The following is a 13,793-nucleotide window of genomic DNA, read 5'->3' on the forward strand; positions in this document are numbered from 1 at the left end:
GATGCGGATTCGGTGCGGATGGCGCCGCTGGGGATGCGGCGTGCAGCTGGTGAGCCGACTCGGGGCCGGTTCAGGCGCAGGGCGGGCCGTCAGAACTCGATGTCGGAGGCGATGTCCGCGACCGTGTCGACCTGGCCGGCGCCGGCCTGTGTGCTGCGCACGCTACCCGCTGAAGCCCCCCGACCCCTAGTCGAGCGCGGGGCGCCGACGGCGTCGGAGCGGTTCCCGGCAGCCGGGCCCGCTGCGCCCGCCGGTCCGGCGGAGCCCCGGGAGGCGGCGGGGGCACCGGGACCCTCCGGGAGTCGTGCCAGCGCCTGGTCCAGGGAGCGACCCAGGACGCCGGAGGCCGACTCGGCCAGGGTCAGGCAGCGCGAGTCCATCTGCTCGGAGGGCTTGTATCCGCGGCGGCCGGCGGCCGTGCTGCGTCGTCCTTTGCCGGAACGCGCGGTGGGCTCGTTGCGCCCGGCGCGGGTGCGCTGGGGAGCGCCCGAGGAGGCGGTCCCTGCTCTCCCGTCCGCCTTGGCACCGGATGACCGGGAGAAGGAGGCGCTGTCTTGGGACTTCTTGCGGAAGCCGACCATGGTGGTCCTTTCGGGAACGGTTCCGAACGGCGTCGGGCCGCCCGGGGGACGAAGAGCTGACAGGCCGACGGAACGGCGAAGGAGTCGCGCGATACGCCGTCGGGCTCAAGCCGTCTGCGCGCCGCCTGTGTGCCAGGCCGGGCGGACGGCGGGTGGGAACGCTAGCGGGGCACCTCGCAGGAGAGCTGGTCGGCGGCGTGGGCCTGCTGGCTCCACAGCTCCTCAGTGAAGGTGTTGTCCAGGATGGAGCGGGCCAGGGGTTCGTCGGGGCGCATGATGTCGCGCACCGTCTGCAGGATGAGCTGGCGGCGGTCGTCGAGGCCCTCCTGGCCCAGGATCTGGGCCGAGCGGCCCAGGCCGCCCATGAAGTTGACGTACTCCATGGCGTGGTACTGGGGGGAGACCTCGTCGGGGCGCAGCTGGTGAGTGCGGGTCTCCAGCGCCTTGCGCACGTCGCGGCGCAGGGCCTCCTGGCCGCCCTGGGAGCGCACGTAGAAGGGCAGCAGCCGGTTCATCATGAGGTGGTGGGCGATGGCGTAGTCGACGTAGTAGAAGAAGGCCAGGCCCACCCCCTCCTCGGCAGCCTGCTCCGACTCGGACTTCTGCCACTCGGCGTAGCAGGTGGTCTTGGCGACCTCCTTGGCCCAGGTGGGCGCGGCCGCCATGGCCTCTGTGGGCTGGAAGGCCACACGCGACTTGCAGCGCGGGCAGGTGATGAACACCGGCATGTGGTAGAGCTCGGGCAGCGGCACCGGGTCGCCGCACTTGTCGCAGGTGAAGGAGAACTGGGCCTGGCGCCAGTCGGTCATGGCGCGGTTCCACTCCTCGCGGGCCTGCTCGGCGCGGCCGGGGGCGAAGACCTCCTCGATGATGTTGCGCAGGCGCACCTCGAAGCTGCCTACGAGGTTGGCGGCGTCCTGGAGGCGGGCGGAGAGCTGACGGTCCTCGTCAATGGACAGGTCGGCGTCGATGTCCAGGAAGGGGGCGAAGTGCTTGGCGAAGACCCGCTGGGCCTTGGTGTGCAGGAACATGATCTGGGCCTCGACCTCCGAGCGGAAGGCGGAGACGGAGGCCGGGTCGGTGATCTGCATCTCCATCGCGGTGCGGGCCGAACTGACGCCGAACTCCCGAGCGCGAGCCTCCAACCGGTCCAGGTAGGTGCTCAGGCGCTGAGTGAGTGCCTGAAGCCGCCGGTAGTAGCGGACGTAGGCGGACATGTCAGGCTCCTTGCGGTGGAGGATCGGGATTATCACTGAGGAAGGCGCCGATTGCCGAGGATGGAGACACGCGACCCGGGGCCGGCGACAACGCCGACGCACGAGCCCGACGCAGAGGCGCCCACGGCTGCCAGCACTGTGGATGCTACTCAACTGGAGACTTCAACTGCGACCTGTTCGTGATCTTTGGGCATCGCCAGGCTCGGCATCCGGGCAGGACTCCCCCTTGCCATTCCTCCGACGCTATGGCTTCTCGCCCGCTCACAACGGCGGCGCCACACGGGAGAAAAGTCCTGGTGGAGGCCGTGGCGGGGCGAGCCGGGTAACGTCAATAAGTGACAAGGATCACGGCGTCACTGCGGGTGTGATCCGCCCTGCCGGGACATGCTGTGAGACCTTTCCGTGATCGGCAGGTGGCCCAACAGCTCTGAACCGCGCGGTCGTCGGGTAGGTCTCGCGTTCGTACCCTCTACCCCTCGAACGCGCGGCTTAAGGTACGAACGCGACGGCGAGGCCGGCGGCGGCTACGCGCGCACGCCCTCCACCTCCACGGCCTTGAGGGCCCGACGTCGCTCGCGGCGGGCGGCCTGCACGGCTGGATCGGGCACGGGCACGGCCATGACCAGACGCCGGGTGTAGTCCTCGCGCGGGCGGGCGAGCACCTGCTCCGTGGGTCCGGACTCCACGACGCGGCCTGCGCTGAGCACCACCGTGCGCGCGGCGATGGAATCGACGACGGCCAGGTCGTGGGAGACGAACAGGCAGGCAAAACCCAGCTCGGCCTGCAGGGCGCGCAGCAGGTCCAGGACCACGGCCTGCACGGAGACGTCCAGGGCGCTGGTGGGTTCGTCGGCGATGACCAGGCGCGGGCCCAGGGCCAGGGCACGGGCGATCGCCACCCGCTGGCGCTGGCCACCGCTCATCTCGTGGGGGTAGCGCTCGGCCATGGCGGCCGGCAGGCGCACCGCCTCCAGCAGCTCGCGCACGCGCGCCCGCCTGGCCGGGGAGTCGAAGCCGCCGTGGATGAGCATGGGCTCGGCGATCGAGGCCCCCACGGTGCGCCGCGGATTGAGGGAGGAGGCCGGGTTCTGGTAGACGACACCCGTCGAGCGGCGCACGGGCAGCAGGTCGCGGCGCCGGGCCCCGGCCACCTCGACGCCGTCGACACGCACACTGCCCGAGGCGATGGGCACCAGCCCCGTGAGGGTCCCGGCGATCGTCGACTTGCCCGATCCGGACTCGCCCACCAGGCCCAGGACCTCGCCCGGCGCGATCGTCAGTGAGGCGTCGTGCACGGCGTGGACCGTGCGGCGACCGTTGCGGTACACGACGTTCAGTCCCTCGACGGCGACGACGGGCTCGGCCGCTCCCTTGGCCGGCGCCTCGGACTCGCGGGCGACCGCGGCGAAGGGGTCCTCCTGGCGCAGGGAGTCCAGGCGGGGTACGGCGGCGAGCAGCTCGCGAGTGTACTCGTGCCTGGGCCTGCGGAAGATCTCGCGCACGGCTGCGCGCTCGACAATGCGTCCGTGGCGCATGACGGCGACGTCGTCGGCCACATCAGCAACGACGGCCATGTCGTGGGTGATGAGGAGGACCGCCACGCCCTCGTCCCGGGTCAGGGAGCGCAACAGGTCGAGGATCCCCGCCTGGACAGTGACGTCGAGCGCGGTGGTGGGCTCGTCGGCGATGAGGACCGGTGGGTCGCAGGCCATGGCCAGGGCGATGCAGGCGCGCTGCAGCTGGCCGCCGGAGAGCTGGTGGGGGTAGGAGCGGGCGATGCGCTCGAGCACTTCACCATCGGCACTGATAGCAGTGTCCGCGCTGTCCTTCCCGCCCGTACCGCGGCCACCCAGCCCCACTCGGGCGAGCAGCTCACGCACCCGGGCGTCGACCTCGGCGCGGCTGAGCCGGCCTGACCGAGCCGACCGGCCGGGTCGGCCGGGTCGCCGTCGGCCCCCGCCACCGGCCGGTGAGCCAGCATCCGATCCGGCGCTCGCGTGAGCCCGCCGGAAGGCGTCGGGGTGGGCTCGTACGGCCTCCCCGATCTGGAAGGCGATGGTCTCCAGCGGGTCGAGGGCCGTGGTCGGCTCCTGGAAGATGGTGCCGACGAGGCGTCCACGCACGTCGTCGAGCACCGGGCGCGAGGCCCCCACGAGCTCGACGGCGTCCGCGGTCCTGGACTCTCCGCCGTCCCGGCCGGCCTTGCGGGCCGCGTCGGGGTCGATGACGCGCGCCGAGCCGGTGACGGTGGCGGTGGGAGGGAGCAGACCCAGGGCGCCCAGGGCGGTCACCGACTTCCCGGAGCCGGACTCTCCCACGAGGGCCTGGACGCGTCCGGGCCGAAGGTCCAGGTCGATGCCGGTGGAGGCGGGAGTATCGGAGCCGGCGAAGGTGACGCCGAAGCCGCGCAGGCTCAGCGCCGCGTCGTCGGCGACCGGTACGTCAGTGGACTGCGCGTGGGCACCCTGGGTCTGCCGGCTCATGAGGCGCTCACTCCGATCACCTGGTAGCTGGGGTAGGCGGGGTAGGACTCGACGAAGAACCCGGCCACTCCCGAGCCGTGCAGGAAGGAGTTGCGCCGGTAGGCCAGGGGCACCACGGGCACCTCCTCGGCGATCTTGCGGTCGAGGGCCGCCCACTGGGCCTGCGCGGCCTTGGCCTCGAGGTTGGCCTGGGCCTGGGCGATGGCGGCGTCGACCTCCGGCTTGGAGTAGCGGGCGTAGTTGGAGCCGCCCGAGCCGATCTCGGAGGAGGCGAACAGGGGCTGGATGTTGGCGTTGGCGGAGGGGTAGTCCGGGTTCCAGTTGGCGATCGCCAGGTCGTAGGTGGAGCCATCGCCCTTGGTGGCGCGCTCGGTGAAGGTGTCGGGCTCGACCGGCTCGATGGTGACCGTCAGGCCGGCCTCCTTGAGGGACTGGCCCACGGCCTCGGCCATCGCCTTGGAGGCGGCGCCGTTGTCGGTGAGCAGGACCAGGGCCGGCACGGTCTTGCCGGTCAGGAGCTCCTTGGCCTTGGCGGCGTCGTGGGGGTAGAGGTCGTAGCTCTGGCGGCCGGGGATTCCCGGGGTGATGTAGGTGGAGGCGGCCTGGGCGCCGAGCTCCCCACCCAGGGCGGCGACGACGGCGGCCTTGTCGACCGCGTGGGCGATGGCCTTGCGCACGTTGACGTCGCTGACGCGCTGGACGTTGATGGCCAGGAAGGCCAGCGGCCCGCCCTCGGGGCTGGTGGCCAGGCGGGACTTGGCGCTCTCGTTGGCCGATACCTGGGCGAGCTGGGCGGCCGAGACGCGGTCGGCGCCGAAGGCGTTGCGGTCCTCGCCGGAGTCGGCGATGAGCCGCTGAGCGGAGGTGGTCTCGTCCTGGCCGAGTGAGAAGGTGAAGGTGTCGGGCAGAGCCAGGCGGATGCTGTCGGTGTCCTTGGACCAGTGCGGGTTGCGCTTGAGGGTGATGGAGGAGCCCTGCTTGTACTGGTCGATCTGGTAGGGCCCCGAGGCGATGGGGGCGTGGGAGTAGGTGGCGGGGTCGTCGCCCTCGGGCACCGGCGAGAAGGCCGGCTGGGCGACGATCCAGGGCCAGTCGCCGAAGGCGCGCGCCAGGTGGAAGACGATGGTGGACTCGTCGGGGGTCTCGATCGAGCTCAGGTGGGCGCCGGAGTACGGGCCCTGGTAGCCCTCGGCGCCGGCCAGGAGGGACTTGTGGTAGCCCAGGCCCCCGGAGAGGGCCGGCGCGAAGGAGCGCTCGACGCCGTGCTTGATGTGGGCCGAGGTGATGGCCGTGCCGTCGGAGAGCTTGAGGCCCTTCTTGAGGGTGAAGGTCCAGGTCCGGCCGTCGTCGGAGGCCTTGCCGGTGTCGGTGGCCAGGTCGGGGGCGAGCTCGACGGGCTTGCCGGGGGCCAGCTTCCAGGTGGTCAGACGCCGGTGGACCAGGCCGAGGGAGGTCATGGGCATCGACTGGCTCTTGGCGGGGTCCCAGCCGACGTCGGTGGCCGAGGTCAGGATGGTGAGGTTGCCGCCGGCCTTGGCGCTGGCCGAGGCGCTCGAGGATGAGCGTGAGTTGGCCCCGCAGGCGGCCAGGGTCAGCGCAGTCAGGGCGGTCATGCCGGTTCCGGCCAGGAAGGCGCGGCGGGAGGCGATGAGGGTGCGGTGGGGGTGAGACATGGGTGTCCTTCCTGTGCTGCGGTCGACCCGTGTGGGTCGCCGGTCGGGGTCCCGACGCCGTCGGCGCCGGAAGAGAGGTGGGGGTGGGCCTTGGGGAGGCCGGTCAGAGACGGGGGTCGATGAGGGTGGCGACGGCGTCGGCCACGAGGTTGGCGACGACGACGAAGGCGGCGGCGACCAGGGTGACCCCCATGACGACGGGGACGTCGGAGGTGCCGACGGCGTCCATGAGGAGGGCGCCCAGGCCCTGCATGGAGAAGACGCGTTCGGTGATGACCGCGCCGCCCAGCAGGCCACCCAGGTCGAGGGCGAAGTAGGTGACCACCGGCAGGGAGATGTTGCGCATCACGTGGCGGCCGACGACTCGGCGCTCGGGCAGGCCGACGGCGCGCGCGGTGCGCACGTAGTCCTCGCCGAGGTTCTCCAGCATCTCGCCACGCACCATGCGGGCGTAGACGGCCGCGGAGATGAGGGCGAGGACGCACCAGGGCAGGATGAGGTGCCAGGCCCAGTCCACGGGGCTGTCGGCGAAGGGGACGTAGCCGGAGACCGGCACCATGTCGAGGGTGAAGCCGAACAGGAGGATGCCCAGCAGCCCTACGAGGTAGGCGGGTGAGGAGATGCCCAGGACCGTTCCGGTCATGATGGTGCGGTCCAAGCGTGAGCCGCGTCTGAGGGCGGAGACGACGCCGGCGCCCACGCCGATGGCCAGCCACAGGACGGCGGCCCCCACGGCGATCGAGGCAGTCACGGGCAGTCGGGTGGCCACGAGCTCACTGACCGGCGTCGACAGGCGGAAGGAGTAGCCCAGGCAGGGGGAGGCGCAGGCGATGGCTCCGGAGCCCTCACCGAAGGTGCGCCCCCCGACGATGCCCTGGAGGTAGTGCCAGAACTGGGTGTACCAGGGCAGGTCGTATCCCATGAAGGCGCGGGCGCGCTCGAGGTTCTCCGGGGTGCAGGGCCGGCCGCAGGCCAGGGTGGCCGGGTCGGAGGGCCACAGGGAGAAGATGGCGAAGGTGATGAAGACGATGATGACGAGGGTCGCCAGGGTGCGGACGAGCCTGAGGCCGAGGAAGTGCAGACGGTTCATCGGTGCTCACCGGTCCTGGGGTCGAGGGCGTCGCGCAGGCCGTCGCCGAAGAGGTTGAAGGCCAGGGTGACCAGGAACAGGGCGGCGCCGGGGAAGACGAGGTACCAGGGGTCGGTGGCGACCCAGGTGATGGCCGAGCCGATGGAGCGGCCCCAGGACGGTGTCGGTGGGGGCACGCCCACCCCGAGGAAGGACAGGGCGGCCTCGGCGGTGATCTTGCCGGGGATGGAGATGGTGGTGAGCACGATGATGGTGGCCACGAGGTTGGGCAGGACCTGGGTGGTCATGATGTGCAGGCCGCCGGCGCCCATGGCCCGCGAGGCTCCCACGAAGGTTCGGGAGCGCACGGCCATGGTCCGCGAGCGCAGGACTCGTGCGGTCGAGGGCCAGCCGAGGATCCCGATGATGAGGATCATGACCGGTACGCGCGGGGCGGTGGCGGGGATGATCGCGGAGATGGCGATCATGAAGACCAGGTGGGGGAAGCCGAGGGTGATGTCGGTCAGGCGCGAGACGATGGCGTCCCACCAGCCGCCCAGGTAGCCGGCGCTCAGCCCCAGGCTGATGGCGATGAGCATCGACAGGACGGTGGCTCCCATGCCGATGGAGAAGGAGGTGCGGGTTCCCTCCACAACGACGGCGAACAGGTCTCGCCCCGTCTGGGGCTCGACGCCGAAGGGGTGGGAGGCGCTGATGCCCCCGAGGCGACCGGCGGGGATGCCGGAGGGCGTGAGCAGGTCGAGGTGATAGGTGTAGGGGTCCACGCCGAGGGCCCGGGTGATCCAGGGGGCGAGGAGGGCCACGAGGGTGGTCGCGATGACGACGGCGCCTCCGGCCAGGGCCCAGCGGTCAGCGGCCAGGCGGCCCGAGACCTGGCGGGAACCGCCGGGGCGCTCGTGAAAGGCACGGTCGGCGGTGGGCGCCGCGGCGTCTGCGGCAGTGGCAGCGTCGGCAGCTTCGACGGCGGCGTCGGCGGGGTCAGCGGCCTCGAGGGGGCCGGCGGCGCTGGTGGAGGCAGGGGTGTCCTGGGTGGACGAGTGCACGGGGGCACCTCACAGGTGTTAGGAGCAGGCGCTCAACGAATGGGACGTGGGCTGTCGTCAGCGACAGCAACAGCTCCACATTCGCTTGGCCATGACGTTCTCCTGAGAGGCACCTGAAGATGACGAGCAGACAGTAGCAGGAAGTCTGATGAATCGCGAAAGTCGTCTCGGTCACCCGGGCCGGCGCATCGAGGTACAGCCGGCCGGCGACCCTAGAGGCGGGCCGTGCGGGCGGGGTCCAGGCTCAGGGCGACGCGCGCCCCGGAAGCCTGGGGGCGCCGGGTCAGGGCGGTAGCACGGGCCGGTTCAGACTCAGCCGTGGCGTCGGCCCCGACGCCGGACGGCTCAGCCGACCCGGTCGACCCATCGGGCTCCTCCAGAGCGGCGAGCCGCTCGGGGTCGAGCTCGACCTCGACCTCCCACTGGCCGCGACGCAGCCGCGAGGCCAGCACGGTGGCCGGCAGTGTCTCCGGTGCTGCTGGTGTCGCTGGTGTCCCAGTCTGCGCGGACCCGTCCTGCTCCCCCGGTTCTCCTGGCGCCCCCGCCGCGGCCTCCACCACGCGCAGCGCACCGGGGGCGAGGGCAAGGTCGCCGACGACGTCGAAGCCCAGGAACCGCGCCACCTTGCTGCTTGCGGGGTCGGCCCACAGGCGCTGGGGGGTGTCCAGGCGCAGGAGGCGGCCGGCCTCCATGACGCCGACCCGGTCGGCCACGGTCATGGCCTCGTCCTGATCGTGGGTGACGTAGAGCGCCGTCGTACCGCCCTGACGCAGGATGGTGCGCACGTCGGTGGCCAGCTGCTCGCGCAGGGCCCGGTCCAGGGCGGACAGGGGCTCGTCGAGCAGCAGCAGCCTCGGCGCCGGGGCAAGCGCCCGGGCCAGAGCCACCCGCTGGGCCTGCCCGCCGGACAGGGTCGTCACGCGCCTCCGCTCGAATCCGGGCAGGCCGACGAGCTCGAGCATCTCGCGCACGCGCTCGCCCCGCTGGGCGCGCGGCAGACCGGTGAGCCCGTAGGCGATGTTGCTGCCGACGTCGCGGTGCTCGAAGAGCTGACCGTCCTGGAACATGAGGCCGAAGCCGCGCTTGTGGACCGGCACGCGCACCATGCTCCGCCCGTCCCAGGCGACCTCGCCGGCGGCCACATCCTCCAGGCCGGCCACCGCCCGCAGCAGGGAGGACTTGCCCGATCCCGAGGCCCCCAGGAGGGCGACGACCTCCCCGGCGGTCACCTCCAGGTCGACGCCGTTAACGGCGCGCAGGTCCCCATAGGTCACGGCGAGCCCGCGCACGGACAGGCCCGCAGAAGCACTGGTGTTACTGGCAGTTGGGCTCATGGCCGCTCGCCTCCGTCCGTCCTGGGCCCGCGCGACCGGGCCGTCTCGTTGTTTCCGCCCGTCGCGCCCGCCGCATGCCGACCGGTCTCCGTGGAGGCCGCACGCTGCGGAGCCAGCTGAGGCGCCGACGCCCCACCCGGCCTCGACGTCGCGCCCGCGCTTCCGCCCCGCCCGGGGCCGAGCCGGGTCTGGAGCCACTCGCAGCCGAGCATGACGGCGGCGCTGCCCACCGCCAGGACGACGCCCCCGGCCAGCGCCATCCCCTGGTTCTGGGAACCGGGGCTGCCGATGAGCCGGTAGACGACCACCGGCAGGGTCGGCTCCTGGGGCCGGGCCAGGAACGACGTCGCCCCGAACTCCCCCAGCGACGTCGCCAGGGCGAAGCCGGCCGCCAGTCCGCCGGCGCGCAGCAGCTGGGGCCCGTCCACGGTCGCCAGCACCCGGCCGGGTCCGGCCCCCAGGGCAGCGGCCGCCTCGCGCTGACGCGGGTCAATGGCGCGCAGTGCCGGCAGCAGGGTGCGCACCACGAGCGGCACGGCCACGACGGCCTGCGCCAGCGGCAGGATCCACCAGGAGCGGGTCAGGGCCAGCGGCGGGCGCGCCAGGGTGATGAGGAAGCCGAAGCCGACCGTCACGGCGGAGACGCCCAGCGGCAGCATGAAGGCGGCGTCGAGCCCGGTGATGACCCGGGCCAGCGTCCGGCTGCGGGGTCGGCGCGAGACGACCAGGCACACCGCCACCCCCAGGCTCAGGGCGATGGCCGCGGCCGCTACGGCCACGGCCACCGAGTTGGCGGCCGCCTCCCACACGGTCACGAGCAGGGCGCTGCGCCCGCCGGTCGATCCCAGGTCGGTGTAGTTCGCCAGCGTCCAGGCGCCGTCGCGCTGCAGGGAACGCGCCACCAGCACCGCCATCGGCGCCACCAGCAGCCCCCCGACCGTGGCGGCGGTGACCGCGAGCGCGGGGGCATCGGCAGCCCGCAGCCGCCCGGCGGGCACCTCGGTGCGCAGGCGCAGGCGCGTCTGGGTGGCGGCGCGCGCCCGCTCGGCCACCCACAGGGCCAGGGCGATGACGCCGAGCTGGACGACCGACAGGACGGCGGCGCCCCGCAGATCGAGGTACTGGGTGGTCAGCCGGTAGATCTCGGTCTCGATGGTGCCGATCCCCACCCCGCCGAGCACGAGCACCACCCCGTAGGCGGTGGCGCAGAACAGGAAGGTCAGGGAGGCGGCTGAGGCGATGGCGGGGGCCAGCGCGGGCAGAGTGACGGTGGCGAAGGCCCGCATCGGCGAAGCCCCCAGCGCCCGGGCGGCCTCCACGGCACGCGGGTCGAGGCGCGACCACATGGTGCCCACGGTGCGCACCACGAGCCCGTAGTTGAAGAAGGCCAGCGCGGCCACCACCGCGGTCAGCGTGCCGTCCAGGCCCAGGGCCTCCAGGGGCCCGCCGCGGGTGACCAGGGCGTGGAAGGCGACGCCGACGACGACGCTGGGCAGCACGAAGGGCACGGTCACCACCCCGCGCAGCAGGTCGCGGCCGGGGAAGGCGCGCCGGTAGAGGACGAGGGCGCCGGGGATGCCGAGGGCCACGCACACGGTGGTGCCCAGTACCGCCTGGGTGAGAGTCTGGGTGAGGATCCGCCAGGTGCGCTCGCGGGCCAGGACCTCACCGAAGCCGCTGAGGTCCAGGGCGCCGTCGGGTGCGAGGCCGCGGCCCATGAGTGTGGCCACGGGCCAGGCGAAGAAGACCGCCAGGAAGGCCAGTGGGCCGACGACGGCCAGGGTCCAGCCGGCCCGCTCGCCCCAGCCGGGCCGGGGGCCGCCGGCGCGCCGGGCAGTCGCCGCGCCGCCCTCGGCCGGCCGGACTGCCGGCCCCGACACCGGCCCCACCCCCGACGCCGGCACCGGGGAGGCTCCGGCGTCGGGCCGGACCGGACCGCCTCCCGAGCCGTCCGCTGAGCGCTGCACCCCGGCCACCATCCGAGCCTGGCGGGGTGTCCCGGCGGGCTCAGCGTTCCAGGTGGCTCCGGCGTCGGCTCGCGCGGCGACGTCGGCCCCTGGCGTCTCCTCGCCCGGCACATTCACTTGCCGACGGCCTCGGTCCAGGTGTTCAGCCACTCCTCGCGGTGGGTGGTGATCTCCTTGGGCTCGACCTTCACCGGCGACTTCGACAGCGGCCCGAACTTCGTGAGGGCCTCGGGCAGGGCGGCGTCGGGCAGGACCGGGTACATGTACATCTGGCCGGGGATGTCCTCTTGGACGGCCTTGGAGAGCATCCACGTCACGAAGGCCTTGCCGCCCTCGGGGTTGGCGGCGCCCTTGAGGACCCCAGCGTACTCGACCTGGCGGAAGGCGGTGTCCAGCAGGGCGGAGGTAGAGCTGGAGCTCTTGTCCTTGGAGACCGTGAAGGAGGGCGAGGAGGCGTAGGACACGACGATGGGGTAGGTGCCCTTGCCGCTGCCGGAGAAGTCGGCCTCGTAGGCAGCGCTCCAGTCCTCGGCGATCCGGGCGCCGTTGGCCATGAGCTGCTTCCAGTAGCCGGCGAAGGAGCCGGCGCCGAAGTGCCCGATGGTGGCCAGCAGCCACGCCATGCCGGGTGAGGAGTTCGTGGGGTTGATGGCCACGAGCAGGCCCTTGTACTCGGGTTTGGTGAGGTCCTCGAAGGTGGCGGGGGGCGTCAGGCCCTTGCCGGTGAAGTAGCCGGTGTCGATGTTGAGGCAGACGTCGCCGACATCGATGGGCGCCAGGGCCGGGGTGTCGGCGACGACGTAGCTCTCGGCGCCCTTGGGCAGGGTGACGGTGGCGGATGTGTCGATGACGCCCTGGTCGAGGGCGCGGGTGGCGTAGGTGTTGTCGATGCCGAAGACGGCGTCGCCCAGGGGGGCGTCCTTGGTCAGGACGAGCTTGTTGACCAGGGCGCCGGCGTCCCCGGAGGTGGCGACCTTGAGGGTGTAGCCGGTCTCGGAGGTGAAGGCCTTCTGGAGGTCCTCCGAGACGTGGAAGGAGTCGTGGGTGACGACGGTGACGGTCTTGGAGTCACCCTGGGAGCCGCTCTTCTTGCCCTTGCCGCAGGCGGCCAGGCTCAGGCCGACGGCGCCGGCGGCGGTTCCGGCAAGCAGGGCGCGGCGGCTGAGGGCCGGGTGGGGCCGGCCGGGGCGGTGGGTGGACTGGATGCTCATGTGTGCCTCCTGGATGGTTCTCCGGAGGGCCCGGCGACCATCTGCGGCGCGCCGGGGAGATGGTCTCGACTTCCTTCGCCGGTACTAACCGGAGCAGGTTCGAGGGTCTGCGGGTTTCCGCACTCTCAGCGCCGTCGGCGGCGGCCCGTCGGCCAGTGGCGGCCGGGCCGGCGACGGGGCGCTCCCCTGTCGTTGCAGGTCAACTGTAGTTCGACGGCGCCCGCCGACACCAACTCCGTCCGGCCCGCGCCGCGCGCCCGAGCCCTGCCGCGGACCCACCCGCGTCACCCTCCCGCGCGTTCGTAGGGTAGGTCGCCGGTTCGTACCCTTTACCCCTCGAACGCGCGACCTACGGTACGAACGCGCGCCGAGCAGCCAGAGCCTTGGCCGCGACAACGAGCGGATCCGTGGGCTCCCGGCCCAGCAGGTACGGAAGGTCATCACCCGTCCTGGCCAAGAACCCGTGCCGGGTGACGCTGGCGATCGAGAGCATCAAGGACTGGCGGAAGGCCGGCATCCCGCCCTCGGCGAGCAGATGCCGGTAGTCACCCAGGCTGATGTCCCTCACCTCGCAGCCCAGGCTGCCTGCGACGTCAGCGACGGACACCGCACGGCTTCCCACTAACTCGTAGACCTTCCTCCCGTGCTTATCTGAGTCGCTGAGAACGGAAGCCGCCGCGCCGGCCAGGTCCTGCCGTGCCACCGCAGCCACGGCCCCAACCCCAAGCGGCGACACGATCCTCGCCGGCGCCCCATTTCGTCTCTCCCACGAGAGAGGAGCGCCGAGAATCTCGGCGTAGACGCCGTTGCGCAGAATGGTCCATGTCATGCCGCTGGCCATGATGATTCGCTCGGTGACGCGGTGCGGCAGCGCCATTGACAAGTGGTCGCCCGCACCAGTGAGGCTCATGTAGACGATGTGGGAAACGCCGTCGCGCGCCGCGATCTCAACGGCGGCGCGGTTGAAGGCGATCTGCCGGTCGTCCTCCTGCGCCCCGGCGGGCACCAGCAGCAGGGTGTCGACGCCGTTGAAATCCAGGCTGTCCGGGACGCTGAAGTCAACATGCCGTTGCCCCGCCGGCGGCGTGCGGCTACCACCCACCGCCGGAATGCCGCGAGCGCGCAGCTCCGCCAGGAGAGCTGAGGAGAACCGTCCGCTTGCACCGGTCACCAAGATCATGAGTAGCCTCCTTC

The 13,793-nt window shown here is 72.2% G+C and carries 10 protein-coding genes and 1 riboswitch; all 10 genes read right to left on the reverse strand.

What is annotated here, in order from left to right:
- Positions 1-89 precede the first annotated feature (89 nt).
- The 10 genes from HW274_RS12160 to HW274_RS12205 all read right to left on the reverse strand — a co-directional run bounded on the left by HW274_RS12160 (position 90) and on the right by HW274_RS12205 (position 13,779).
- Positions 90-581, reverse strand: coding sequence for a hypothetical protein (locus tag HW274_RS12160; RefSeq protein ID WP_075254798.1), 492 nt, complete (start codon positions 579-581; stop codon positions 90-92).
- A gap of 161 nt (positions 582-742) precedes the next feature.
- Positions 743-1,798: a hypothetical protein gene (locus HW274_RS12165; protein ID WP_075254799.1), complete on the reverse strand. Its 1,056-nt coding sequence runs from the start codon at positions 1,796-1,798 to the stop codon at positions 743-745.
- Positions 1,799-2,322: 524 nt separating this feature from the next.
- Positions 2,323-4,281: an ABC transporter ATP-binding protein gene (locus tag HW274_RS12170; RefSeq protein WP_075254800.1), complete on the reverse strand. Its 1,959-nt coding sequence runs from the start codon at positions 4,279-4,281 to the stop codon at positions 2,323-2,325.
- The gene (locus HW274_RS12175) at positions 4,278-5,954 is read right to left on the reverse strand and encodes an ABC transporter substrate-binding protein (protein WP_185988899.1); all 1,677 of its coding nucleotides are present in this window, start codon (positions 5,952-5,954) and stop codon (positions 4,278-4,280) included. Before HW274_RS12175 ends, HW274_RS12170 begins: the two co-directional genes overlap by 4 nt.
- Positions 5,955-6,057: 103 nt before the next feature.
- Positions 6,058-7,044 (reverse strand): ABC transporter permease, encoded by a 987-nt coding sequence (locus HW274_RS12180; RefSeq protein WP_075254802.1) that lies wholly within the window; start codon positions 7,042-7,044, stop codon positions 6,058-6,060.
- Entirely contained in the window at positions 7,041-8,087 is a 1,047-nt protein-coding gene (locus tag HW274_RS12940) for an ABC transporter permease (RefSeq protein WP_075254803.1), read from the reverse strand. Before HW274_RS12940 ends, HW274_RS12180 begins: the two co-directional genes overlap by 4 nt.
- Before the next feature lie 212 nt (positions 8,088-8,299).
- On the reverse strand, positions 8,300-9,421 hold the full coding sequence (locus HW274_RS12190; protein ID WP_075254804.1) for an ABC transporter ATP-binding protein: 1,122 nt from the start codon (positions 9,419-9,421) through the stop codon (positions 8,300-8,302).
- A complete protein-coding gene (locus HW274_RS12195; RefSeq protein ID WP_185989635.1) occupies positions 9,418-11,400 on the reverse strand; it encodes an iron ABC transporter permease in 1,983 nt (660 codons plus the stop codon). Before HW274_RS12195 ends, HW274_RS12190 begins: the two co-directional genes overlap by 4 nt.
- Positions 11,401-11,501: 101 nt before the next feature.
- A complete protein-coding gene (locus tag HW274_RS12200) occupies positions 11,502-12,599 on the reverse strand; it encodes a thiamine ABC transporter substrate binding subunit (RefSeq protein WP_075254805.1) in 1,098 nt (365 codons plus the stop codon).
- 53 nt (positions 12,600-12,652) lie between these two features.
- Positions 12,653-12,756: riboswitch (TPP riboswitch) on the reverse strand.
- 192 nt (positions 12,757-12,948) lie between these two features.
- The gene (locus tag HW274_RS12205; RefSeq protein ID WP_075254806.1) at positions 12,949-13,779 is read right to left on the reverse strand and encodes an NAD(P)H-binding protein; all 831 of its coding nucleotides are present in this window, start codon (positions 13,777-13,779) and stop codon (positions 12,949-12,951) included.
- Between the last annotated feature and the right edge of the window lie 14 nt (positions 13,780-13,793).

The sequence above is a fragment of the Actinomyces sp. oral taxon 169 genome, assembly GCF_013394715.1.
Lineage (GTDB): Bacteria > Actinomycetota > Actinomycetes > Actinomycetales > Actinomycetaceae > Actinomyces.

What these genes read in the sequence shown, in the direction of transcription:
- HW274_RS12180 (WP_075254802.1), bottom strand. Translation starts at nt 7,044, where the DNA reads ATGAACCGTCTGCACTTCCTCGGCCTCAGGCTCGTCCGCACCCTGGCG.
- HW274_RS12190 (WP_075254804.1), bottom strand. Translation starts at nt 9,421, where the DNA reads ATGAGCCCAACTGCCAGTAACACCAGTGCTTCTGCGGGCCTGTCCGTG.
- HW274_RS12160 (WP_075254798.1), bottom strand. Translation starts at nt 581, where the DNA reads ATGGTCGGCTTCCGCAAGAAGTCCCAAGACAGCGCCTCCTTCTCCCGG.
- HW274_RS12205 (WP_075254806.1), bottom strand. Translation starts at nt 13,779, where the DNA reads ATGATCTTGGTGACCGGTGCAAGCGGACGGTTCTCCTCAGCTCTCCTG.
- HW274_RS12170 (WP_075254800.1), bottom strand. Translation starts at nt 4,281, where the DNA reads ATGAGCCGGCAGACCCAGGGTGCCCACGCGCAGTCCACTGACGTACCG.
- HW274_RS12165 (WP_075254799.1), bottom strand. Translation starts at nt 1,798, where the DNA reads ATGTCCGCCTACGTCCGCTACTACCGGCGGCTTCAGGCACTCACTCAG.
- HW274_RS12200 (WP_075254805.1), bottom strand. Translation starts at nt 12,599, where the DNA reads ATGAGCATCCAGTCCACCCACCGCCCCGGCCGGCCCCACCCGGCCCTC.
- HW274_RS12175 (WP_185988899.1), bottom strand. Translation starts at nt 5,954, where the DNA reads ATGTCTCACCCCCACCGCACCCTCATCGCCTCCCGCCGCGCCTTCCTG.
- HW274_RS12195 (WP_185989635.1), bottom strand. Translation starts at nt 11,400, where the DNA reads ATGGTGGCCGGGGTGCAGCGCTCAGCGGACGGCTCGGGAGGCGGTCCG.